Origin of the sequence: Chryseobacterium sp. 1B4, from assembly GCF_036631475.1 — a bacterium.
Classification (GTDB): Bacteria; Bacteroidota; Bacteroidia; order Flavobacteriales; family Weeksellaceae; genus Chryseobacterium.
On record NZ_JAPNUF010000010.1, the window covers coordinates 34629 to 59126 of the forward strand.

Genomic DNA, 24498 nt, shown 5'->3' on the forward strand with positions numbered 1-24498 from the left:
GTAAAGTACAATTTTTGCAAATTTAATAATATTTTTAATTCTCCGTTATTAATATTAATTATTAACTTTGCAACTTTAAAAAAATCATATAAACGAATGCCGAATACGATCATTATTGGCTCTGGATGTTATATTCCGAACAGAGTTATTGGTAGAGATTACTTCATGAATTCTGAGTTCTACACTGAAGACGGAGTAAAGATTGAAAAGCCTGTGGAAGAAACCATTGCGAAATTTGTAGAGATTACAGAAATCGAAAACAGGAGATTCATTGAGGATCATCTTTCCAACTCACAAATCGGTTATGAAGCTGCAAAAATTGCCCTTGAGGATGCAAAAGTAGATGGCGAGGACCTGGATTATATTATTTATGCAAGCAATTTCGGGGAAGTTACTGAACACGGATATGCTGATTTTATGCCTACCATGGCAGCGAGAGTGAAGAACAAACTGGGAATCAAAAACAGAAAGTGCGTAACCTACGATATGCTTTTCGGATGCCCTGGATGGGTAGAAGCCATGATCCTGGCAGATAACCTGATTAAAGCCAAAGTAGCCAAAACGATCTTGGTAATAGGAGGTGAAACATTAAGCCGCGTAACAGATCCGCATGACAGAAACAGAATGATTTTTGCTGATGGTGCAGGAGCTGTAGTCGTAAAAGCAACTGATGAAGAAAATGTGGGAATTATCGCTCACAATACGATCTGTGACAATGGCCCGGAACTGAACTATCTTGAAAACGCTCCTTCCATCAATAAAGAAGTAGATCAGAGACGTCTGTATGTAAGAATGTTAGGAAGAAAAATCTATGAGTATGCTTTAAAAAATGTACCGGTTGCGATTAAGGATACCATTACCGATGCCGGTCTTTCTATTGAAGATATAGACAAAATCTTAATTCACCAGGCAAATGCTAAAATGGATTATGCAATGATCGAAAGGCTTCACAAGCTTTATGATGTGAAAGAATACGATCATGCCATCTCACCTATGACCATTCAGGATTTCGGAAACACTTCTGTAGCAACGATTCCTACCATGTATGATTTAATAATTAAAGGAAAAATGGAGGGTCAATCGTTTAAAGAAAAAGGTAACATTGTGATGACTTCGGTAGGTGCCGGAATGAACATCAATGCTATCGTATACAGATTTCCTTAAAAATATTTAATAAAACAAAAAATATAAAGCACAGGGAAGTTATTCTTTGTGCTTTTTTGACCAGACATGCAAAAGAATTTTTAATCATTGCCGGAATCTTCCTGTTTTTGGAAGTGTACATTTACCAGGCTGTCAGAACACTTACCGATAACCTGTGGATCAAAATCGGATATTGGGTTATATCATTAGCTGTATATGGAATCTTCGCTTATGAAGTTACCCATTACCAGCGATCAGACAGAAGCATGGTAAGGGCCCAGATCATGATTTCATTATTTTTGATTTTTATCCTTCCGAAAATTTTCGTGGTTCTGTTTTTATTAATTGATGATATCATCAGAATCGGAGGCTACCTTATCGGTTTTTCCAAACCTTCGGAAAATTTCTTCCCGGAAAGAAGGAAATTCTTGAGCCTTGTGGGACTGGGAATGAGCGGCGTCCTTTCTGCCCTTTTCATAGATGGAATTACGTTTGGAAAGTACAGGCATAAAGTAAGAAGGGTAAGGGTAAATTTTACCAATCTTCCGAAAAGCTTTAAAGGATATAAGATCATTCAGATTTCGGATGTTCACAGCGGGAGCTTCTCTGATCCTGGCAAATTAGAGCATGCCATTGAGCTGATCAATGAACAAAAGCCCGACCTGGTATTATTTACCGGAGATATGGTAAATAATGTTGCGGATGAGTTCAAACCATTTATACCCCTGTTTTCTAAAATTCAGGCTAAAGACGGTAAGTTTGCAGTCTTAGGCAACCATGATTACGGAGATTATGTGACATGGGCATCACCTGCTGCCAAAAAAGAAAATCTTGACACCCTGATCCGTTATGAAAAACAAGCCGGATTTGATATGCTGAGAAATGAGCACAGGGTTATTGAAAAAAACGGAGAAAAGCTCTATATACTGGGTGTTGAGAACTGGGGATTAAAACCATTCCCTCAATTCGGAAAAATAGATGACGCCTTAAAAGATGTACCGGAATCCGCCACGAAGATCCTGATGAGCCATGACCCTACCCACTTTGATTATGTGGTAAAAAAACACCCTGCAAACATCCATTTAACCCTTTCAGGACATACCCATGGAATGCAGTTTGGTCTGGATCTTAAAAATGTAAAATGGTCACCGGTACAATACAAGTATCCTAAATGGGCGGATTTATATGAAAGTGAAGGAAAGCTGCTGTATGTCAACAGAGGATTCGGAGTATTGGGATATCCGGGAAGAGTGGGTGTATTGCCGGAGATTACGCTTTTTGAACTGAGTTAGAGTGGCGGTTATTGGTTGCTGGTTGTTTGGTTGCGAGTTAGTTTATTCCGGGTTACATGTTACACAGAACATCAAACATTAAACCTTGAACTTAAAACCTTAACCCCTTTACCTGATCCCTGCAACCTAATATCTGCAAACTGGCACCTAACATCTAAAAAATATAATCTTTCATACGGGAAGTAGCCATTTCCCTGTCGTTGAGAAAAGTAAGGAGGGCATCTAATTTGTCCTCCATTTTTTTACCCGAAAATAAGCTGCGGTAAAAAGGAATATCAAAGCGGTATTTTTGAAATCCGTAAACTGCCATGTGTTAAGATAGATCAGCACAAATTCTTCATTCTGCAGAGTCTCCAGCACCATATTCTGATAATACTTCATCGGCAGGATCTGGAACACGAAATCATTATAGGGCAGCTGACTGTAAGGAGAGATACTTTCCGGGACAATACTCAGTCCGTCCTCTTCTATAATTTCCGTATCTCTTTTGAGTCTTTTGAATGGGAAAAGAATATTGGCATTATCAATATTAGAAACGTAATTGAATTCCATCAGCTTCAAAATATCCTGCGGAACTTTCACATCTTTCTGGCGGATTCCCCTGATCTGTTTTTCCAGAAGATCCTGAATATTCTTTTTGGCATTTTCAATTTCTTCAGGATTTGAACCTTTATTATAAAAAGCAATTTCATGCCCTTTGGATGAAATTGCTTTTATTAAATTCTGAAGTTTTTCAGTAAGAGAAATTTCTACAAAAAACTTGATTTGATATCATGAATATCTAAAATTCTAAGAATTGCTTTGGCATTATTTTCTATGATTTTCAATCGCTCTTCATCGGAAATCCGGAAGCCTTTTTTACTTCGGCTTCAATACAAGTGATGTTAAACGTCAATAATACCATTTAAATTAAATTTTATATAAAAGTTTTAATACATTAAAAATCAGATGTTAAAAACATTATTATTTAAAGTATTACTTTACCTTATTAATTCTTACCCAATTTTACTTTCAGATTCCTGATCATATCTTTTGTCATTTCAGAAATTCCGAAATCATATGTAAGGCCCCAGTCTTTTTTCGCTACCGAATCATCAATAGAAGCCGGCCATGAATCTGCAATTGCCTGTCTGAAATCCGGGTTATAATCAATCGTAAAATCCGGAATTTCTTTCCTGATTTCTTCCGCCAGTTCTTTTGGGGTAAATGACATTCCACCCAGATTGTAAGAAGAACGAACTGTTACACTTTCTTTTGGAGCTTCCATCAGTTTCAAGGTTGCATTGATGGCATCATCCATATACAGCATCGGCATTCCTGTATTTTCGGAAATAAAGCTTGTATATTTTCCGTCTTCAATTGCTTTGTAGAAAATCTCAACAGCGTAGTCAGTGGTTCCCCCTCCTGCGGGAGTCTTCCATGAGATCAATCCGGGATACCTGATACTTCTTACATCCACTCCATGTTTGTCGAAATAGTATTCACACCACTTCTCCCCTGCCATTTTTGAAATCCCGTAAACAGTGGTAGGATTCAACACTACATCCTGTCCCACGTCATGCTTTGGAATTCCTTTTCCAAATACAGCGATAGAACTTGGCCAGAAGATCTTTTTAAGAAGCCCTTCTTTCGCCATTTCACAAAAATGAAGCAGTGGTTCAAGATTCAGTTTCCACGCAAAAATAGGCTGCTTTTCCGAAGTCCCGGATAAAAGCGAAGCAAGGTGATACACTGTAGTGATATCGTAATCTTTAATCACCTGCCTTACCAATTGCGTATTGGTAACATCCATTCTTTCATAGTGTCCGGCAGAAGTAATTCCTTCCTGCCATCTGTCCAGTCCTGAAGCAACAACATTTTCTGCTCCGTGGATTTCAACAAGTCTGTTCGTAAGTTCGGTACCAATTTGTCCCAGGGCACCTGTAATCAGTATTCTTTCCGTATAGGATTCCATTTTCAGATTTTTTTAGAATTGTACAAAAGTAAAAAACATGTCAACCATAATAAAAAAGGTGTATTTAAAAAATACACCTGATGTCGCTGAAAAAACCTTTATGAATTCCAGCCAAAAAACAAAGCTAATCCATGCACTACCTGTAAGAGTTTCTTACAGTGTTTCAGTTTTCATATTTAATTTTTTCGTCTCAAGGACCGCAGTACCCGTTACATCTATAGGATTAGAAGGATCAGTAATATCGGTGACTTTAATCAACTTTCTCATATTTGCCATTGTACTTACTATTATTTTGCTATCGCCCATATAAAGCAGGTCATAGGCGTTGATATTGTTTTGCGATTGTCCCGAATTCTCTATACCGGTATATAAATAGCGGTTTTTGTATCCATTGGCTAGTCCTGACTTTGAGGCAAATACCCGCAAAGGAACATTGATAAGCGGCTCCCAGGTACTTTGATTGAGAGAAATAAAAGGAGGAACATGAAAATCGCTTTTATCTTTAAATAACTTTTGAAATACCTTCAGATAAGCCCCTCCATTGATATCGATCTGTTTCCGATAGCCAAGCAGCTGAACAAGGATTTTTTTCCTTTGGCCACCTTAACCGTTACAGCCGTTTTGTACCAATTTAATTTCCTTGTGGAAGTTGTAAGTGTTTCTGAGTTAGTACTGCTGTATTCAAATTTATATGCTGTATTCGTTTTTATCGTGACCACTTTAAGCACATTGACACTTACTTCATACGATAAGGTAACACCGCCAACAAATTGATTCTCGGTACTATTGGTCATTACTACTGTCTCTTCTTCCTGTTCACTAAATTCACTCATCAGACTTACTTCATCTGATTCAGTAAGATTTTGCAGCACGTCAGATTTGATTTCGACTAAATCTCCTTCAACGTTAGTATAAGTTGACACGTTCTCTCCACCTATATATTGCCCCTGAATGTTCGATTTCAACCCCGGATGCCAGCTTTTGTAAGGTTCTCTGGAAGCCGCAGACTTACTGATATCCGACTCAGGCAGCTCATCATAATAGTACATAAAATCCCACGGTTTATCAGGATCTCCGGTATTATACACCCCATACGTCAACGGCAGATCCCACCATATTCCCAGATTATAGTAATAGCCGTCATGATAGGTTTTATTCAGGAATTCACTTTTAAAATCCCCTCCCCTCAAATTGTCCTGCAAATAGTAACCGAAAGCAGCATGTGAATTACTTAACTGTCCGGCACCATACCCATCTACAACCAACATAGGGTCAACAGGTCTTAAGTCCACATTCTTAAAATAACCATTATACATATAACATTGATTGAAATTATTAGGACCAATGAAATTCCAACTAAAATCATGTTCAGGAACACTCCACCATTCTTTTCCATGTCTGTTGATACTCGTTGTCTGGGTTTGGTTTTTATACAATAAATCCATCCGATGCTTATTATCGTTAGGAAATATAGAATTTGGCCTATGAGTCGATACTGTACCTGCAGCCAAAATAAAATTATTAAAACCGGGAACTTGAGTTTTTTGGGTTAGCTTACGTAAACTTTGATGGTTAATACCCCAGCTATAAAGCACAGCAGGAGGCAGTTCAAAAATCTTTCCGTCAGAGGCTTTTCTGGAAACTTGTTCAGGAGCGTTTTGAGAGAGGATTGCGGGGGCATTTTCAAAATCTAAGGCTATTGCATTTTTTACCACAAGATCATACTCAGGGGTTCCATGCTTAATAATTTTTTTCCGTTAAAAGTTTCTCCCGCAGGTTTGTTGGGTTCATGAGAAGCTTTAAGCACTTCCCGTTCAACTTCACAGGCTGTTAAAGATAAAACAGCCATCAGAAGGACTATAATTTTACTGTTTTTTTGCATTTCTATAGTATTTATAAGGTTAGTTTTTCGTACAAAGGACACCTTAAGTCCCAGACATCAGTATCTTACCGGTAGTATAGATTTCTATAAGAGATGGCTGATTTCTTTTGCCCTTTGAGAGTTTTCCCAGCCGTTAAGTCCCGGCGTACTTTATTGGATCTTAATATTTTCCGGTCCGTATAACAGCGAGCCGGCGATTACAATCTATTTAGCAGACAGAGGTGAGACCTTCATGAGTTACAGGCTCATATTTAATCTGAGAAACAGAAATCTTCCATTCATTCCAAACTGGGAAACGTTTCTGGAGTAGACAAACTGATCCTGATTGGTAAGATCAATACTCCTGATTGCATTTCCTGCAGCATCTACAGAGGGAATCTTTAAAGATTGGGGTCCGATGTTTCTGTCCGGATAGATATCAAACAAATTATTGGCACCTAACGTCAGCCGAAAGCTTTTAGTAAACCGGTATCCGATGGAAAGATCTGTAATGAGTTTACCTCCCCACACAGGATGTTCAACAGGAACCTCCTGCCCGTTGATGAAAGTACTGTTGACGATACCATCTCCATTTACATCTGTTGTATTGGGGTCAGTAACTTTTCCAAAATATACATTCCTCAAAAGAATACTAAATTTGTTAAACTCCAAAGCATTATTCAATGAAGCTTTAAAACGTGGCACAGCTTCCTCAAGGTAAACGCGGCTGGTTTCGGAATAATACTTATTGACCTGTCCTGCATTAACCAAAATATCAGAACCATGAATATTTCCTACCCTGTTGGTTTTGGAAAGTGTTGCTGCGAGATCAGAATTCAGCGATACTTTGTCAGAGGCTTTCCATCTGTGGGAGACTACCGCTTCTACCCCTTTGGTTTGGGTATCGATGGCATTCGCAAAGAATGTTGCAGCATTAGCATTAGCTTTATCAAACCCCTTTTGAAGTTCATATTGAGGACTTCCTTCCGGAAATGTACCAACAGGTCTGGAAAACTGATCTGTTAATACTACTCTATTTTTTATTTTGATATAATATCCGTCTACGGTAAAAGTTAAATTCACTTGTGGAATCTTAGCAGTAATACCTAAAGAAAAGCTTCCGGACTTTTCCTGTTTTAGTTGCGGAATACCTAAAATCTGCGCCACATCAGAATCATTGGAAAAGGTGCCTACCTCATACGCTGTACCGCCAACGAATTGGGTAGCTGTTGCATTAAAATAAATCTGTTGCAGAGAAGGGGCTCTGAAGCCTGTTGAATGGGCAGCTCTGATATTAATATGGTCTGTAAGTCTAAAACGCGATGCTACTTTATAGTTGAAAGTAGAACCAAAGTCCGAATAGTTCTCGAACCTCAAAGCTGTATTGATCAAAAGTCGGGTCGTAACATCCAGTTCTGTGTCCAGATAAGCAGCTACGGAACTCCTCCCTTTTCCCAATGCATTTTCAGGTCTGAATCCCGGAAATACCTGTGCTCCTCCCAGCTTGGTTGCCCCCATAAAATCCGTGGGTTTTAGTAAAGCATCTGTTCCGGGAGTCTGTATATTCCCATGAATATCATAAAGTGCCCATGAATCTTGTTCTCCATTATTTATCTTATATCGTTCCAGCCTCATCTCCGCACCAAAGGCAATATTAAAACCTTTCATCCATTCAAATCTGGTATCAAAATCTGCATTAACAGTATTTTGCAGAAATCCTAAACCTCCGGCCCTGAACTCTCTTTTATCTGAGCGTAACATGGAAGTATTAGCTGTATTCTTTATCGTATAATCAAACGTATTCTGACCAAAAGTATTGCTGATATCATAACCGATCTTTCCTACTTTCCCTTTAAAACCGGCTGCCAATGAGAGATCAATCACATCAGAATCAATTTCCGGAAGAAATCCGTTGGGGTAAAGGGAAGTAGGCGTACGGCTTTGGTTGGGTCTCCTATAAAATCCACCCGCATTTCCCTTCCTGTATGAAACTCCTCCAAATGCATATCCACGAACAGACGAAGAAATATCAAATTCTGAATTCACAAAAAGCTGTCCCGATTCCAGTTTAGACTGCCCGACCCGCATATTAAAATCTCTTCTCTCCAGCCTCCTATAGGCCAGCTCATTCTCTGTAACATCAGTCCTTAAAATTGATTGCAGCGCAGGGATTGTATTAGCCTTTTGTATCTCTGTTACCATGGCCGGACTGAAATAATTCACTTGGGAAGCATATTGATGAATATCATTGATAATCTGCTGAGTATTGGGTGTATTTCCAATATTTCCAAATAAAGAGTTGATATCCACCCCGTTTTCACGGGCTCTCTGTTCAATGGCATTGTAAGCGTTAAAGATATTTCCTGTTGCTGTTCCTGCTCTTCGCGTCATGTCCCGGTTCAGAATGCTTGCTGTCATATTAACAAATCCTTTCTGTCCGAGCTTTACTCCGTAGTTGAGGTCCAGCTGGTATTTTTCTCCATCCCAGCCACCCTGGTGATCGTTGGATCCTTTTGAATTGAAACCTCCTCCGGTAATGGCTGCCGTGAAATTATTCGTATTTTTTCATGATAACGTTAATAACACCAGCGATGGCATCAGAGCCATATTGTGCGGATGCGCCGTCTCTCAATACCTCGAGTCTTTCAATGGAAAAAGCAGGAATCGCATTCAGATCAGTCCCTACGGAACCTCTTCCGGGTGAGCCGTTAATATTGACAAGGGATGAAGTATGCCTCCTTTTCCCATTCAGAAGTACAAGAACCTGATCAGGGCCCAATCCTCTCAGCTGAGCAGGATCAATATGATCCGTTCCATCTGCAACGGTGGTAGAATTGGAGGTAAATGAGGGGGCTGCATAATTCAGAATCTGGTTAAGATCCATTTGAGGGCTAAGAAGTGCTTGAGATCCGATATTGATTACATCCACAGGAACCGGTGTATCAACAGCTACCCTGCTTTTATTTCTCGATCCAACAGTAATTTTAACTTCATCTACAGTTTTAACCTGTATTAAATCTCCTGTCTGCGCATATCCATGGGCAGAAACTAAAAGAAAACCCCCAGAGAGGTAATTTTATAATTTTTTTCATCATTTGTTTTTTTCAAATGTAAACAAAATCATGATATAAATCATATCTATTATTCAATAAAAGACCGTATTTCATAAAACAAATTCAATACAATTTATTTTATACTAAATAATAACCAATTTATCACACATTTTAACATTAAAACAACAAATACTTTAAATAATTTTCACAACCATCTGAACAATAAGTTTTGTATAAAAAATTCAATAATTTTGTTTCAAGAAAAAACAATCATATGAAGAAGATTTTAATTGCTTCGATGCTTTTGGCAGCTCAGCTCAGCTGGGCTCAATTTACTGACATCAATATCATCAAGGAAGTACAGGTAAAAAATAAAGGTGTGGTAGTCTCTGCACACCCGCTGGCCAGTGAAGCGGGAGCCAAAATCTTAAAGATGGGCGGAAATGCTTACGACGCTGTTACAGCCACACAGTACGCCCTTGCCGTTGTGTATCCGCAGGCCGGAAATATTGGCGGCGGCGGATTTCTGGTAGGGGTAAAAAACAATGGGGAAAAATTCACATTGGACTACAGGGAAACTGCTCCTAAAAAAGCTTCACGGGATATGTATATCGACAAAAAAGGAAAGGCAGATACGGATCTTTCTCAAAACGGAAGACTGGCAGTAGGCATTCCTGGAAGTGTGGCAGGATTTTTTGCTACCTTGAAGTATTGCAAGCTGCCGATGGAAAAGATCATCCAGCCTGCCATTGATCTCGCAGAAAAAGGGTTTGCCATCACAGACAAAGAGGCAGAAATGCTGAACAGCCAAAGAGAAAAATTCCAGAAGCATAATAAATCTTCTATCATTTTTGTAAAAGATACTCCCTGGAAAGCCGGAGATCTGTTAATTCAGAAAGACCTGGCCGAGACTTTAAAACGAATCCAGAAATCAGGAGCCAAAGGTTTTTATGAAGGGAAAACAGCTGAACTCCTGGTTGCTGAAATGAAAAGAGGAAACGGAATCATCACTCTGGAAGATCTTAAAAACTATAAAGTTGCAGAAAGAAAAGCTCTTGAATTTGATTATAAAGGAAATGATGTTGTCACCATGCCTCTACCATCAAGCGGAGGAGTTTTGCTTGCACAGATGCTGAGGATGGCAAGTTTTGAAAACCTGGAAAAATATCAGCAGAACTCAACAAAAGCAGTTCAGATTATGGCTGAAGCAGAAAGAAGAGCTTTTGCAGACAGAGCAGAATATATGGGTGACCCTGATTTTATTCAGGACAAAACTTCTTACCTGATTTCTGACGAATACCTGAAAGGCAGATGGAAAAGTTTCAGTTTTGATAAAGCTACCCCAAGTGCAGAAGTTGGCAAAATCATAGAACAGCCTAAGGAATCAATGCAGACTACTCATATTTCCGTATTGGATAAGGATGGAAATGCTGCTTCAGTAACCACAACCCTTAACGGATATTACGGAAGTAAAGTTTTAGTTTCCGGAGCAGGATTCTTTTTAAATAATGAAATGGATGATTTCTCAATCAAGCCGGGTGTACCGAATATGTTCGGAGCTGTGGGTGGAGAAGCCAATTCCATTCAGCCTAATAAAAGAATGCTTTCATCTATGACCCCAACCATTATCCTTAAAGGCGGAAGGCCTTATATGGTAGTGGGAACTCCCGGAGGAACAACTATTCCAACATCAGTATACCAGTCTATTGTGAATGTTGTAGATTTTAAACTGAACGCCAATCTCTCAGTAAATGCACCAAAGTTCCACCATCAGTGGCTTCCGGAAACCATTACGGTAGAGAACAATTTCCCTGAAAGTACTATTTCTGAACTGAAGAGTAAAAATTATGTTATTGAAAAGACAAAATACATCGGAAAAACAGAAATGATCGTTCTTGATGAAAACGGAAATATCCATGCAGTGGCAGACGGCCGTGGGGATGATTCCGTAGCCGTGGAATAAACATTTCACAATTATCAAAAAGTAAAGTTCCGGCTTCATTCTTCGAATGAAGCCGGAACTTTTACTCCTTATAAAACCAGTCTTACAGATTCTTTTCAATGACTTTTGTCATGTTTTTAGATAAATTTTCTTAATTTTCGCCCTTAAAAAACAAAACGACTGTTCTTTGAAAGCAAAAAATATACAATCAGCTTTATTTTCAAGTCATTATCGCAATTATTGCAGGTATTCTTCTTGGAAAGTTTTATCCTGAACTGGGAGAAAAAATGAAACCTTTGGGAGATGGATTTATCAAATTAGTGAAAATGATTATCGCTCCGGTTATCTTCATTACACTTACGCTGGGAATTGCCCACATGACCGATTTAAAAAAGTAGGAAGAATTGCAATAAAGGCAATGATTTACTTTTTCACTTTTTCAACCCTCGCTCTTATTATCGGGTTAATAGTAGGAAACATTCTACAACCGGGACATGGTTTAAATATTAATCCTTCTACCCTTTCAGGAGATGTTTCACAATATCAGGCAAAAGCACATGAATCTACTCTTACGGGCTTCATTATGAATATTATCCCGGAGACTTTATTCAGTCCTTTGGTAGGAGATAATATCCTTCAGGTTCTGCTGGTGGCTATTTTAATGGGAGTTGCTTTGGTTTTAACAAAAGAAAAAAGCCGGAAAGTAACTGACTTTTTACAGGATCTCTCAACTCCTGTTTTTAAAATCGTACATATGCTTATGAAGCTTGCGCCAATCGGAGCTTTCGGAGCAATGGCCTTTACCATCGGAAAATATGGACTTCATTCTGTACTGAATCTGCTCTTCCTTGTCGGTACATTCTATATTACGTCTGTTCTTTTTGTAGTTATCGTACTGGGAGCTGTGGCCTGGTATAACGGTTTTAACATTTTCAAATTCCTTTTTTACCTTAAAGAAGAGCTTCTTCTTGTTCTGGGAACCAGTTCTTCGGAATCTGCCTTACCGGGAATCATGGAAAAACTTGAAAAAGCCGGCTGTTCAAGAGCTATTGTAGGTCTGGTAGTTCCTACAGGATATTCTTTCAATCTTGACGGAACCAATATTTATATGACACTTGCCTCTCTTTTTATTGCACAGGCATTAAACATTCATCTACCTGTTGAAAAGCAGCTTATGCTCCTTCTGGTAGCGATGTTAAGTTCAAAAGGTGCAGCAGGTGTTACAGGCGCTGGGTTTGTTACTCTCGCAGCAACATTGGCTGTGGTTCCTGAAATTCCAATTGCGGGAATGACCTTAATTCTCGGAATTGACAAGTTTATGAGTGAATGCAGAGCTTTAACAAACGTTATTGGAAATTCTGTAGCTACCGTTGTCGTTGCCAACTGGGAAAAGCAGCTTGACAGGAACCGGCTTCAATACTGCCTGAATCATCCTGCTGAAGTAGAGAAAAAGCTGGAAGTGTAGATCGGTGGCAGATCTTAGATTGCAGCTATAAGGAAGTATTCTATGAAGTTTCAGTGGAAGTTTATTAAGGTCAATAGTGAATTTGCCTGGCAAGTGAATGGTGAATTTTATCAGTAACTAACAACCAGCAACTGATAACTTTAAACTATCTTTTTGTAGCTTTAAACTCAAAACCTTGAACCTTAAACCAAAATATTCAAACTTGAAGGCTGTACTTTAACGTGAATGGGTGATTTGATCTTATTGAATTCACCATCAAGGTGCCAGTTTTTGGTATTGACTTTAAATGATATTTCAGAGACGGGAAGATAAGTGACATATTCATCATCTTTAAGTCTTTTGGTAAACATTCTGAAAGCAAAAAGAGCAGAATACGTCAACGGGAACTTTTTCACTAGAACCATATCAACCAAACCATCACTTTTGCTGGCTTTGGGAGCAATGTATGCATTGTTGCCAAACTGACGGGTATTGGCAATGTTCATCATCAGGTATCTTCCATTGTACTGCTGATATGCTTCATCGAAAAATTTTACTTTGATCGGCTTATAATTGAAGAAAGTTTTCAGGGAAACTTTGATATAGTTTTTGAATCCCCGGCTTGTTTTCTCAAACTCCTTTACTACTTTACCGTCAAAACCTGTTCCTGAAACATTGATGGAAAGCCTGTCGTTCACAGTAAATGTATCAATCTTCCTGGAGTTTTTTGCTTTTATTTTTTCCAAAAGTTCATCCAGATTTTTGCTGAATTGTGTTTCATTGGAAAACCCGTTTCCAGAGCCGGCCGGAAAAATTGCAAGAATTTTTTCAGTATTAATAAGGTTTTTGGCTACTGTAGAAATGGTACCGTCCCCTCCTATTGCCACAAAAATATCCACTTCCCCAAAATGAGCCTGAATAAACCTGTCTGTTCCTGGAATAGATTCTGACACGTAATACAACGGGTCTTTAACCTTCGTTTTAAGTTCGTTCAAAAACGGCTGATAGTTTTTTTGGCCGAAAAAGGATTGATAATAAAAGCTACTTTGTCCATCACCACAAAATTAAAAAATGCTTCCAGAACTGGAAGCATTAATTTACTTAATTTTCATTCTTTCTTTGAATTCTGCATTTAAGGTGCCTTTCAGATCTTCCCATGAAACAGGAATTGTAATGTCTCCGGCAGCAAAAGCTGCAATTTCATAAGGACTGTAGTGGAAATACAGGTTTTTATCATCAAAATAGAAATTATCGGAAGCCGGAATTTTATCTACCAATAACATTTCTGAATTCTTAACTTCCCCATCGCCATCCATCGTTCCGCTGTTAATTTTATCGATATTTTTCATCAGGATGGCTTCAATTTTATTTTTAGGCATTGACGTAATATCTTTCAACTCCAGTTTTCTGTTGTTTTTAAGATCAAAAACCCTTTCTGAAAATCCGTAATTATCATGGGCACCTCCTTCATAGCCGCTTCCTACATACTGAATATGCATATACCCATTTTTATTGGAAATCAGGTTCATGTGGGAGCTAGAATACCAATTCTGGGCATACGTCACATCTGAAAGCCAGTCTTTATTATCATTTTTTACAGAATTGAAATAATCATTCTTTTCTTTATCAAGATAAGCCTGAAGCCCGGCTTTGGAAAAGTCTTTGATTTTTTCATTCTGGAAATAGATGCTGTCCAGCAATTTTTTATCTTTTAAAGTAGGGAAAACCAACAATTTTGAAGTGAAGCTCACTTTTAAGGAATCTGTAATTTTTGTAGAATCATTTACTTTTACAGAATCTACTACAAATTCTTCAGCTGCTTTGTTTTCTGTTTTTTCTGCCTGCCCTGTTGTTTCACTTTTTTTACAGGCAGCCACGGCCAGGAAAGAAGACAATGCTATAACAGCAATCGTGTTTTTCATAATTTATTTTTTGGTATCAAATACAAAAACCATTCAAAAGATGAATGGTTTCTGAAAATTTTTTATTTTTTGTGTAAATCGTGCTAAAAAATTACTTTTTAACAAGGCTGATCACCTGGTTTTCAAATTTCGAAGCTACTCCCCAGATTTGTTTAAATGCGGGATAATATTCTTTCGGATAGTCTGAACTGTTAACCTTTGTAGTAGTGGTGACCTCCAGTTTATTTCCTTTTTGTTGTACAGAATAGGTGTATGCTATCTCTTTGTCTTCCGTTACAATCTTTTTTTCTTTAGGCATTTCTTCAATCACATATCCGTCCGGGATTTCAAGAGTAACCTTTTTCACTTTGGTTATCGGCGATCCGAAATCGATAGGATATTTTCGGACCTCAGTCTGATCAAATTCATTGGAATTCTTATTTAAAAACAGCATCGGATTAATGATCATTTTCTTTCCTACCCTATCGATAAGGTTTGTTGAAGAAAACTTCATACTGCTTTCAAATTCGCCGTTGTCCAATACTTTTGAATCGATATCCGTAAAATCTATTGAGAAGTTTTCTTTATACTGTTTTTTATATTTTTCAGGATTATCATCATAGCTGTCTTTAACATACATTGCATATGCACCCGTATCTTTATCTGAATAGGTTCCGGAAATACTTCCGTCATCATTAATTCTGGCATTCACGGTAAGGTAAGTATTGCTTGATTTCAGATTAGCCATCTGAATCTGCAGCGCTTTATCCTTGGTTACCAGGATTCCATACTGGTTCCAGTTTTTAAGAGGAATTTCATCCAATGAAGACTGTTTGGAGGTAGCATCATAAATATGTAACTGATCATCCAGCTTGATAGCAGCCAGCACAAAATTCATATTGGATACGTTAGGAGACACCAGATTGATAAGACCGTTTTCTACGGTAGAAATAACCAGTGGATCAGCCTTAAGACCTGCTTCACGAAGCATCATAACAAGAAAAAGATTAATTTCTGCATCATTCCCTGTTTTCGTTTCCAAAAGCTTCTTAATCCCGTCTTCAGTATAAATTCCTTTATCTTTATTCCAGGTAAAAGTTTTCTGTACGTATGAAAAAATAGCATTTGCCTTTTCAAGATCAGTCTTCATTTCCGAAACTCCTGCAGGCATATTTTCTTTGGCAAGCTTTGTTCTTTTCAGTTCTCCTCCAAAGTCTTCACTTTCATAAAGTCTCTTGGCAATCTGGTCCCATGAAGATGAATACAGCTTAAGCTCACCGAAATTAGTGGAGTTCAGCTCCGCACTTATTTTGGTTCTGAAATTCCTGTCATTTCTTACAAATTTCTCAGTTTTAAAACCGGTTAAGTTTTCATAAGCAAATCTAAAGGTTTTATATTGAGTGCCATACAACTGTCTCTCCTCCATTTCCCTGTACTTAGGCGTAATACCTCCGGTATAGTTTACATTATAAGACATATTGATCGGTGCATCAAAAACATATTCTGTATTCAGTGAAGGGGTATCAGACTCTATCAGTACTTCCGGAATCATAAACCGGAACGGGGATACAATTTCATACTGATATTCTATGACAGATCCGTTTTTTACGCCTGGAAAAGCAAATTTTGTCAGCGTAACATATTTATTCTCTTTACTTTTATATTGAGAACTCTTTTCCACCTTTACAGGAACAGCAGCTCCATTCTCAAGGTTATAGGTAAATGCCTTGAACTTACCCAACGATTCCCTGTTGGTCCCGACATTATAAATAGGAATTTCAAGATTCAGCCAGTCTTCAGCTTTATCTTTATCATATATCTTAACTCTGTAAAAATATCTTTTGTGAAGATTACCCGTATTGGCATCTACCATAAAATAAGCAGATTTGTACAAAATTTCGGCAGGAGCATTTTCATCTAATAAAGATTTTGCTTTAGACAGATCTGCCTCGTTAAACTTAGGTGGATTCAGAAATTCATATTTCTTCTGAGCATTCAGCAATATTGCATTGGCAGAGCAAAGAAGCAATACTATTATTTTTTTCATGGTTATATTTTTGTTATTAAAATTTTTGAATTGTCCATATTCAGAATTTTCTTTCTGAAACTGATATAGTCGTTGTACTTTTCTTTAGGATATAATCCTTTATTAATCTGCATTTTCCTGGTCACCATTATCTGCCCGTCACTTTTAACAAAACTCAGCTTATAGGATCCGAATTCAGAAGTGATATTTGAGTTGTCAGGAACTTCATCTACTTTATAGCCCAAAGGGACTACAAAAGCAATTTCATATTCGTCCTCATAAGACATCCCTACTTCAAAAGGAAGCTCACGGTTTTCATCCGTTTTAAAGACAGCATCAGTAAAAATAGGTACAGATCTGAACAGGAGGCTGTTTCCAGCTTTTTTAGAGAAATTATTGGTCTTAAAATCCAGATCATAGGTAATAACGGCATTGTCTCTGTCGTTATTAAAATTTTTCATTTCAACTTTTTCAAAGTTTAAAATATCAAACCTCCTTTTTATCGCATCATTTTTTTCCTTAGGATCAAGATTGGCAAAACTTAAATTGTAATCATATTGATTTCCGGTATAGGAAAAGCTGCCGCTTCCCGTAAGACTGTTATCCTCATTAAGGTTGACTCTCAGTTTCTGCTTTTCCTTGTTCTGTTCCGCTTTATAAACGGGTGTATTAATCAGTTCTATTCCTTTCGGAGTTACAGCAAGTACATTTCTGTCGGTGGTACTGTAACTTAAATGGTTGAAAGCAATTTGCTGAGAGGTATTTTCAAGCCATATATTTCCTTTTTCTGTCGGAACCATAAGAATAATATGATTTCCCCCATAGACGGAAATTCCGGATCAAAGGAAACCTGTGAACGCCCGGAATTGATGATACAATAATTAGAAGGAATTCCCGCTTCATTCAAAAGAATCTTCATATAGTTGGTAAGTCCCTTGCAGTCACCATATCCTTTTTTCTGAACTTCATCCGGCAGCATGGGTTGCCAGCCTCCTATCCCTAATGAAACAGCTATATACCGGGTTTTGTTCTGCATATACTGATAAATTTTCTTTACTTTATCTTCTACAGATCCCTGTAATTGTAAAGAAGCAACCTCGGCTTTAATAGCAGGAGTAGACGCAGAAACGGGTACCAAAAGATCATTGTAAATCCAGGTTCCGAAATCTGTCCAGTTATTCAAAGTTCCCTGCTTCCCTGCGAGGCTGAATTTTGCAAGAGCAAAGTTGACCGCAGGTAAGATTTTAACAGGCTGCGGGATCATAAAAGCATCGTCTATTGCAGGTACATTTTTATAGGTATATGTTTTATCATTTCCACTACCGCTTTCTATCACGGAAGTATAGTTGTATTTTGATGGGTAAATTTTAGATCTGAGTTCTATTCCCGAATTGTTAATGATTTTAAACTGTGCTTCTTCCAGAGCTATTTTGGTAGCGTTAAAAGGCACAAAATCCGGAATGAAAACGGTGTCTTCATCTTCCACTTCATAGGAAAAATCAATAGTATAGGGATATTGAACCGGCGTATACGAATAAACCAATATCCTGTTATCAGAATAAAAAACTCCCTGAGGATTGTTAGCTACATCTTTAAAATCAGATTTTGAAACACTTTTAATTTTTTTCCTGATTCATCATAGATTGTAACCTTTATATTCGAAATACTTTTTGACTTATCATAAGGAATGTAAGCTACTGCCTCATCGTCACCATCTTTATTTAAAACTGTAGTTACCGTATTATGCTGATACTTTATTTCATCAACTTTATTGATCTGAACAGTTGTAAAATCCTTCCGTATAACGACGTTAGCGTTTTTCTTCAGATTCTCCGGAATTGCAGAAGCAGGATAGCTTTGTGCAAAATATAATGAGGCGGTAGATAAAGCCCCAAGGACTAATATTTTCATCATAGTTATTAAGATGATGCAAAAATAAGAAAATCTTAATAACTGTTAAAAAAATATAAAAGGCTTCAACCAGTGAAGCCCTTAACCTAATACTTAAAAAAAGTACTGTTTTGAAATGTACCTATAAGGCTATGAACACATTATCAACTTTTCATTAGTAATTTCTGAAAAGTTAAAGCAGAATATTTGTATTCATTCTATATTGAAAGAAGAATATGTATTCTGCTACATGAAGGGATAAGCTTCATATTGTCTGCGTTTCAAATTTAGAATAATTTAGAATTCATATAATTCAAAAGGTGTAGAATTAATTTGAAACAGGAGTACAATTAATTCTACAAATGATGGTAGCAATAAAAAAGACCTCATTGCTGAAGTCTTTAATTTTCTCTTTCTTATATTATTTAATCATTTGGAATACGCTTGCTATCGAACTGATCACTTCCAAGGCCCAATACCGGAATAAAAATAAATCCGAAAAGGAGAATCAGAATCGTGTAAAGCGGTGTTTCTTTTCCAAATCCTTTGGCAAGCCTGTCATATACCACCCAGCATGCAAAAATATTGACCAATGGAATAAAGAAAAGGATGAACCACCAGATTGGTTTTTTCACGATTTCCAGCAATACAATTGTATTATAAATAGGAATAAAAGCAGCCCATGCATCCTGTCTTCCTGCTTTCTGAAAGATCTTGTACATGCAATATCCATAGAATATATAGCACAATAATCCGAAGAACATAGCTCCCATCCCTATGCCTGCAGCGGCTGCGCCAGACACGGCATCTGTCCCGTTATAAGGGTCTGTTTGTAAAAGAGTTAACATATTATTTGTTTTTTGATTTGTCCAAATATAAAAAAAGCTTCCAAATAATCGGAAGCTTTTTTATTATATTTTTAAAAACGTTTATGCATCAATTTTGGCATATTTCGCATTTTTCTCAATAAATTCTCTTCTTGGCGGAACCTCGTCTCCCATCAACATGGAGAAAATACTGTCTGCTTCCACCGCATTATCAATGGTTACCTGCTTCAGAATTCTGTGTTCCGGGTTAAGGGTTGTTTCCCAGAGCTGCTCCGGGTTCATTTCTCCAAGACCTTTGTAACGCTGTACTTCTACCCCTTTTCCGTCCGGAGACATTTCCAAAGTAAACTCTTCACGTTCTTTTTCGTTGTAAGCGTATACTTTTTTGTTTCCTTTCTTTAACAGGTATAAAGGCGGTTGAGCAATATAGATATAACCGTTCTCAATAAGTTCTTTCATATATCTGAAGAAGAAAGTAAGAATCAGTGTAGAAATGTGAGATCCGTCAATATCGGCATCGGTCATGATAACGATCTTGTGGTATCTCAGTTTTGATAAGTTCAATGCTTTGCTGTCTTCCTCAGTTCCTACAGAAACTCCAAGAGCTGTATAGATATTTCTGATCTCTTCGTTATCATACACTTTATGAAGCATTGATTTTTCTACATTCAGGATTTTACCTCTTAACGGTAGAATTGCCTGGAAGTGTCTGTCTCTTCCCTGCTTGGCAGTACCCCTGCGGAATCTCCCTCTACAAGGAAGATCTCAGATTCTGCCGGATCTTTTGATGAACAGTCAGACAGTTTTCCCGGAAGACCAGAACCTCCCATCGGAGATTTTCTCTGAACCATTTCACGGGCTTTCTTAGCAGCCTGCCTTGCTTTTGCTGCCAAAACCACTTTCTGAACAATCTGTTTCGCTTCATTTGGGTTTTCTTCAAGGAAATTGGTAAGCATTTCCCCTACAATTTTATCTACAGCACCGGAAACTTCAGAGTTTCCTAATTTTGTTTTAGTCTGTCCTTCAAACTGAGGCTCCATTACTTTTACGGAAACTACAGCTGTTAACCCTTCACGGAAGTCATCTCCTGTAACTTCTACTTTTTCCTTCTGTGGAATCCCTAAATCATCAGCATATTTCTTAAGGGTTCTCGTCAAAGCACGTCTGAAACCTGCCAGGTGAGTTCCCCCTTCATGGGTATTGATGTTGTTTACATAAGAGTGAAGATTCTCATTGAACGAAGTGTTATAACGCATTGCTACTTCTACCGGGATATCATCTCTTTCTCCTTCCATGAAAATCACATGCTCCATGATAGATTCACGGTTACCGTCAATGTAAGCAACGAACTCTTTCAATCCGCCTTCAGAATGAAAAACTTCTGAACGGAAAGATCCGTCTTCCAATTTTTCTCTTTCATCGGTAAGCGTAATGGTAATCCCTTTATTAAGGTAAGAAAGCTCTCTTAAACGGCTTGCTAATGTATCGTAATTGTAAACTAATTCTGTAAATATAGTATCATCCGGCTGGAAAAACTGCTTGGTTCCTCTTCTTTCGCTGTGACCGATCTCTTCAACACCGGTCTGCGCTTTTCCTCTGGAATAAATCTGCTGGTAAACGTTTCCGTCTCTGTAAACAGTAGTGATCATCTCATTGGAAAGTGCATTCACACACGAAACCCCTACCCCGTGAAGACCTCCTGAAACCTTATAAGAGTCTTTATCAAACTTACCTCCGGCTCCGATTTTAGTCATTACAACTTCAAGGGCTGATTTCTGCTCTTTTTCGTGGAAATCAACCGGGATACCTCTACCGTTATCACTTACTTCAATTCCGTTTCCTTCCTTGATGCTAACGAAGATCGTATCGCAGTATCCTGCCAAAGCTTCGTCAATAGAGTTATCTACTACTTCATAAACCAAGTGGTGAAGTCCTCTGACTCCTACATCACCAATGTACATTGAAGGACGCATACGAACGTGTTCCATTCCTTCCAATGCCTGAATACTACTAGCTGTATATTGTTTTTGACTCATATTAAATATTAAAAATCCTGCTCTATGCAAAGACTTACAAATATCGTGATTTTTTTCGAGGTATGAAAGTTAAAAAGTGTCAAAAAATGGAGTGTTTTCTTAGCCCAGACATAAGGGATAAGAAGTCAATAAAGAATCAAAATTAAAATGTATTGGTGAAATATCAACTGTTGTAAATCATATTCATCATCAATAATTTATGCGTAAATTTATTTACTGAAAAGTTGATATTATGGATGATTTTATAGCAGCACGTGCTCAGATGGCACTTTCCCTGGGCTTTCATATCATATTCTCCTGTGTGGGTATGGTGATGCCTTTTCTGATGGCTTTTGCCCATTGGAAATATCTTAAAACCAACAATGAAGTATATAAAGGATTAACAAAAGCATGGAGCAAAGGGGTGGCTATCCTTTTTGCCACCGGAGCTGTTTCCGGAACAATGCTTTCCTTTGAACTGGGACTTTTGTGGCCCGGTTTTATGAAACATGCCGGTCCTATTTTCGGAATGCCTTTTTCTCTGGAAGGAACAGCCTTTTTTATTGAAGCAATTGCCATTGGGTTCTTTCTCTATGGCTGGGAAAGGTTTAATAAATGGTTTCACTGGTTCTGCGGATTTCTTGTGGGGCTAAGCGGACTTGCCTCCGGAATTCTGGTGGTGGCAGCCAACTCATGGATGAATTCACCGACCGGTTTTGATTATATTAACGGGCAGTACCTTAATATAGATCCTATAAAAGCAATGTTCAATGATGCATGGTTTCCTCAGGCTCTTCATATGACAGTGGCAGCATTTTGTGCGACAGGATTTGCAGTTGCAGGAGTTCACGCCTTTATGATCATGCGAAAAAGGAATATTGAATTTCATACCAAAGCTTTTAGAATTGCAGTGGGCTTTGCCCTTATCGGAGCTTTTGGCGCTCCTTTAAGCGGTGATGTCGCGGCTAAATCCGTTGCGGAAAGACAGCCCATCAAACTGGCGGCTATGGAGGCGCATTTTGAAACTGAAAAAGGAGCTTCATTCGTGATTGGAGGAATTCCAGATGAGAAAAATGAAGAAGTGAAATATGCAGTGAAAATTCCAAAGGTTTTGAGCTTCCTGGTAAGCAACGATTTCAATTCCGAAGTAAAAGGTCTTAAAGATTTTCCGAGAGATGAGTGGCCTCCGGTTGCAGTTGTTCATTATGCTTTTCAAATCATGATTTTCTTTGGTGTGGTCATGATTGTTATCGGAGCTGTCTATTTATATGCTTTTTTCTTCAGAAAAGAATGGCTGAACAAAAACTGGCTGTTAAAAACCTTCCTCATCGCAACACCTTTTGGATATATTGCACTGGAAGCAGGATGGACCGTAACTGAAGTGGGAAGACAGCCATGGATTATCTACGGCATTATGAGAACTGTAGATGCCGTAACCCCGATGCCGGGAATACAATATTCATTCTATTTCTTCACCGCAATTTTTGTATCCTTATCACTGATCCTTATTTTCCTTTTAAAAAGACAGATTCAGATGGTACCGAAACTTTACGACCCTACCGATTCTCAGTTTAACGATAAAAACAAAAAATCATGATTTACATTGTAATAGGTTTTCTCTGGCTTTCCATCTGTCTTTATATTATTCTGGGAGGTGCTGATTTCGGGGCAGGAATTGTGGAACTCTTCACGAATAAAAAAGCCCGTCATAAAACTCAGGAAATCATGTATGAATCCATAGCTCCTGTATGGGAAGCCAACCATATGTGGCTGATCATTGCCATTGTAATTCTTTTTGTAGGATTTCCGGAAATTTATACCACGATGTCTACCTACCTTCATATTCCTTTGGTTCTGATGCTTTTGGGAATTATTGCGAGAGGAACGGCGTTTACATTCAGACATTATGATGCTGTAAAGGATAACTGGCAGGTTTTATACACCCAGATTTTCTACTACGCGAGCCTGTTAACACCTTTCTTTTTAGGATTAATTGCTGCTGCAACAGTTTCACATTCCATCAACCCTGATGCAGCAGGTTTTCTGGATTTGTATGTTTTCAGCTGGCTGAACTGGTTTGGGGTTTCTGTGGGCTTATTTACGGTAGCGCTTTGTGCTTATCTTGCTTCTATCTTTTCATTAAGAGAAACGCGTGATAAGGCCGATCTTTTATTAATGATAAGAAAATCCAAGCAGACGATGATCTTTGTTGTGGTTACAGGAATATTGGTATTTGTTACGGCTTATATCTCAGACATTCCACTTTTGATGTGGGTATTTTCGAAGCCTTTGGGGATTATGGCAATTGCTTTTGCAACAATTGCGCTATTACTCGTCCTACGAGCAATGAACCGTCAAAAACTGCTTCCGGTACGTGCATTGGCTGGATTTCAGATGGTGATGATTTTAGTTGCGGCAACCTATCAGCATAATCCGGATATTATTTTATTGGGAAACGGACAGCATCTTTCACTACTGGAGCATATGGCCCCTGAAAAAACGATTGCCGCATTGGGATGGGCCCTGATGCTGGGATCATTGTTTATTCTTCCGTTTTTATTTTACCTGATGGCTTCTTTCAGTAAACTGAGAAAATAAGTAAGGTATGCAGGGATACAGGAACAAAGAGGAATTTATTGAAGAGCTGAAGAAAAGATACTAGCTCTATAACCAGGAATTTAACGACATAAAGGAAGATGAAAAGAATCTTCTGCAGCCAGGCGTAGACAAAACGCCATCGCAAAATATCTCCTATCAATTGGGCTGGACACACCTGCTCTTACAATGGGAATCTGATGAAAGTAACGGAATTGAAGTAAAAACTCCTGCTCCTGATTATAAATGGAATAACCTGGGAGGATTATATCAATCTTTCTATGATCAATATGGCTCTTACAGTTTACAAGAGCAAAGAGAACTGCTGCAAAATAAAGTTAATGAAATCATTACATGGATAGAAAATCTTGACGATGAAACATTATTCACTCCCGGACGGAGAAAATGGGCAGCTACTCCTGCTCAGTGGCCGGTCTGGAAATGGATTCATATCAATACCGTAGCTCCGTTTAAAAGCTTCAGAACACAAATCCGGAAATGGAAAAAAGAAAAAGGTACAGCATAACACTGTACCTTTTTTATTTATATTTTCTG

The 24498-nt window shown here is 38.1% G+C and carries 16 protein-coding genes and 5 pseudogenes; 7 read left to right on the forward strand and 14 right to left on the reverse strand.

The genetic code is table 11. The annotated features are described in order from the left end of the window. Positions 1 to 96 precede the first annotated feature (96 nt). Together OWR28_RS21755 and OWR28_RS21760 are read left to right on the forward strand one after the other, a co-directional pair. Positions 97 to 1164 (forward strand): 3-oxoacyl-ACP synthase III family protein, encoded by a 1068-nt coding sequence (locus OWR28_RS21755; RefSeq protein WP_002980530.1) that lies wholly within the window; start codon positions 97 to 99, stop codon positions 1162 to 1164. Positions 1165 to 1220: 56 nt separating this feature from the next. Continuing rightward, on the forward strand, positions 1221 to 2435 hold the full coding sequence (locus OWR28_RS21760) for a metallophosphoesterase (protein WP_332388494.1): 1215 nt from the start codon (positions 1221 to 1223) through the stop codon (positions 2433 to 2435). Between the two features lie 222 nt (positions 2436 to 2657). Here the strand turns inward: OWR28_RS21760 and OWR28_RS21765 are convergent, their stop codons facing one another. From OWR28_RS21765 to OWR28_RS21790, 6 genes are all read right to left on the reverse strand, one after another. Next, positions 2658 to 3017, reverse strand: coding sequence for a hypothetical protein (locus OWR28_RS21765; protein WP_332388495.1), 360 nt, complete (start codon positions 3015 to 3017; stop codon positions 2658 to 2660). A gap of 406 nt (positions 3018 to 3423) precedes the next feature. Beyond that, positions 3424 to 4389 carry an NAD-dependent epimerase/dehydratase family protein gene (locus OWR28_RS21770; RefSeq protein WP_332388496.1) on the reverse strand — a complete coding sequence of 322 codons (966 nt, stop codon included), beginning with the start codon at positions 4387 to 4389 and terminating at the stop codon, positions 3424 to 3426. Positions 4390 to 4913: 524 nt separating this feature from the next. Further along, entirely contained in the window at positions 4914 to 5834 is a 921-nt protein-coding gene (locus OWR28_RS21775) for an ETX/MTX2 family pore-forming toxin (protein WP_332388497.1), read from the reverse strand. A gap of 263 nt (positions 5835 to 6097) precedes the next feature. Next, on the reverse strand, positions 6098 to 6271 hold the full coding sequence (locus OWR28_RS21780; RefSeq protein WP_332388498.1) for a hypothetical protein: 174 nt from the start codon (positions 6269 to 6271) through the stop codon (positions 6098 to 6100). Positions 6272 to 6508: 237 nt separating this feature from the next. After that, complete coding sequence (locus OWR28_RS21785) at positions 6509 to 8668, reverse strand: TonB-dependent receptor domain-containing protein (protein WP_332388499.1); 2160 nt, start codon at positions 8666 to 8668, stop codon at positions 6509 to 6511. A gap of 133 nt (positions 8669 to 8801) precedes the next feature. Next, entirely contained in the window at positions 8802 to 9179 is a 378-nt protein-coding gene (locus OWR28_RS21790; protein WP_332388500.1) for a TonB-dependent receptor plug domain-containing protein, read from the reverse strand. A 398-nt stretch (positions 9180 to 9577) separates the two neighbouring features. Here OWR28_RS21790 and ggt point away from each other — a divergent pair, with 398 nt between their 5' ends. Together ggt and OWR28_RS21800 are read left to right on the forward strand one after the other, a co-directional pair. Beyond that, positions 9578 to 11266, forward strand: coding sequence for a gamma-glutamyltransferase (gene ggt, locus OWR28_RS21795; protein ID WP_332388501.1), 1689 nt, complete (start codon positions 9578 to 9580; stop codon positions 11264 to 11266). Between the two features lie 227 nt (positions 11267 to 11493). Then, positions 11494 to 12710, forward strand: a pseudogene (locus OWR28_RS21800) (dicarboxylate/amino acid:cation symporter). Positions 12711 to 12892: 182 nt separating this feature from the next. Here the strand turns inward: OWR28_RS21800 and OWR28_RS21805 are convergent. The 8 genes and pseudogenes from OWR28_RS21805 to gyrB all read right to left on the reverse strand — a co-directional run bounded on the left by OWR28_RS21805 (position 12893) and on the right by gyrB (position 21369). Then, positions 12893 to 13743 (reverse strand): annotated as a pseudogene (locus OWR28_RS21805) (diacylglycerol/lipid kinase family protein). A 43-nt stretch (positions 13744 to 13786) separates the two neighbouring features. Further along, the gene (locus OWR28_RS21810; protein ID WP_332388502.1) at positions 13787 to 14611 is read right to left on the reverse strand and encodes an RsiV family protein; all 825 of its coding nucleotides are present in this window, start codon (positions 14609 to 14611) and stop codon (positions 13787 to 13789) included. A 91-nt stretch (positions 14612 to 14702) separates the two neighbouring features. Next, positions 14703 to 16637 (reverse strand): transglutaminase-like domain-containing protein, encoded by a 1935-nt coding sequence (locus OWR28_RS21815; protein WP_332388503.1) that lies wholly within the window; start codon positions 16635 to 16637, stop codon positions 14703 to 14705. 2 nt (positions 16638 to 16639) lie between these two features. After that, the gene (locus OWR28_RS21820) at positions 16640 to 17416 is read right to left on the reverse strand and encodes a DUF3858 domain-containing protein (protein ID WP_332388504.1); all 777 of its coding nucleotides are present in this window, start codon (positions 17414 to 17416) and stop codon (positions 16640 to 16642) included. Next, positions 17347 to 17880 (reverse strand): transglutaminase domain-containing protein, encoded by a 534-nt coding sequence (locus tag OWR28_RS27240; RefSeq protein WP_494168504.1) that lies wholly within the window; start codon positions 17878 to 17880, stop codon positions 17347 to 17349. Before OWR28_RS27240 ends, OWR28_RS21820 begins: the two co-directional genes overlap by 70 nt. 75 nt (positions 17881 to 17955) lie before the next feature. After that, positions 17956 to 18530, reverse strand: a pseudogene (locus OWR28_RS27245) (DUF3857 domain-containing protein); the annotation flags it as partial. Positions 18531 to 18931: 401 nt separating this feature from the next. Further along, entirely contained in the window at positions 18932 to 19354 is a 423-nt protein-coding gene (locus tag OWR28_RS21835) for a DUF5684 domain-containing protein (protein WP_332388506.1), read from the reverse strand. Between the two features lie 81 nt (positions 19355 to 19435). After that, positions 19436 to 21369, reverse strand: a pseudogene (gene gyrB / locus OWR28_RS21840) (DNA topoisomerase (ATP-hydrolyzing) subunit B). 232 nt (positions 21370 to 21601) lie between these two features. On the opposite strand from gyrB, the gene OWR28_RS21845 reads away from it, so the two are divergent. From OWR28_RS21845 to OWR28_RS21855, 3 genes and pseudogenes are all read left to right on the forward strand, one after another. Then, positions 21602 to 22945 (forward strand): cytochrome ubiquinol oxidase subunit I, encoded by a 1344-nt coding sequence (locus OWR28_RS21845; RefSeq protein ID WP_332388507.1) that lies wholly within the window; start codon positions 21602 to 21604, stop codon positions 22943 to 22945. Next, positions 22942 to 23946: a cytochrome d ubiquinol oxidase subunit II gene (locus OWR28_RS21850; protein ID WP_332388508.1), complete on the forward strand. Its 1005-nt coding sequence runs from the start codon at positions 22942 to 22944 to the stop codon at positions 23944 to 23946. The genes OWR28_RS21845 and OWR28_RS21850 overlap by 4 nt, the downstream gene beginning before the upstream one ends. A 79-nt stretch (positions 23947 to 24025) precedes the next feature. Then, positions 24026 to 24469: pseudogene (locus OWR28_RS21855) on the forward strand (ClbS/DfsB family four-helix bundle protein); the annotation flags it as partial. Between the last annotated feature and the right edge of the window lie 29 nt (positions 24470 to 24498).

Excerpts from the sequence above, each read along its gene's own strand:
- OWR28_RS21755 (WP_002980530.1), top strand. The coding sequence starts at position 97 with ATGCCGAATACGATCATTATTGGCTCTGGATGTTATATTCCGAACAGA.
- OWR28_RS21770 (WP_332388496.1), bottom strand. The coding sequence starts at position 4,389 with ATGGAATCCTATACGGAAAGAATACTGATTACAGGTGCCCTGGGACAA.
- OWR28_RS21775 (WP_332388497.1), bottom strand. The coding sequence starts at position 5,834 with ATGGATTTATTGTATAAAAACCAAACCCAGACAACGAGTATCAACAGA.
- OWR28_RS21780 (WP_332388498.1), bottom strand. The coding sequence starts at position 6,271 with ATGCAAAAAAACAGTAAAATTATAGTCCTTCTGATGGCTGTTTTATCT.
- OWR28_RS21785 (WP_332388499.1), bottom strand. The coding sequence starts at position 8,668 with ATGACAGCAAGCATTCTGAACCGGGACATGACGCGAAGAGCAGGAACA.
- ggt (WP_332388501.1), top strand. The coding sequence starts at position 9,578 with ATGAAGAAGATTTTAATTGCTTCGATGCTTTTGGCAGCTCAGCTCAGC.
- OWR28_RS21810 (WP_332388502.1), bottom strand. The coding sequence starts at position 14,611 with ATGAAAAACACGATTGCTGTTATAGCATTGTCTTCTTTCCTGGCCGTG.
- OWR28_RS21815 (WP_332388503.1), bottom strand. The coding sequence starts at position 16,637 with ATGAAAAAAATAATAGTATTGCTTCTTTGCTCTGCCAATGCAATATTG.
- OWR28_RS21820 (WP_332388504.1), bottom strand. The coding sequence starts at position 17,416 with ATGGTTCCGACAGAAAAAGGAAATATATGGCTTGAAAATACCTCTCAG.
- OWR28_RS27240 (WP_494168504.1), bottom strand. The coding sequence starts at position 17,880 with ATGATCCCGCAGCCTGTTAAAATCTTACCTGCGGTCAACTTTGCTCTT.
- OWR28_RS21835 (WP_332388506.1), bottom strand. The coding sequence starts at position 19,354 with ATGTTAACTCTTTTACAAACAGACCCTTATAACGGGACAGATGCCGTG.
- OWR28_RS21845 (WP_332388507.1), top strand. The coding sequence starts at position 21,602 with ATGGATGATTTTATAGCAGCACGTGCTCAGATGGCACTTTCCCTGGGC.
- OWR28_RS21850 (WP_332388508.1), top strand. The coding sequence starts at position 22,942 with ATGATTTACATTGTAATAGGTTTTCTCTGGCTTTCCATCTGTCTTTAT.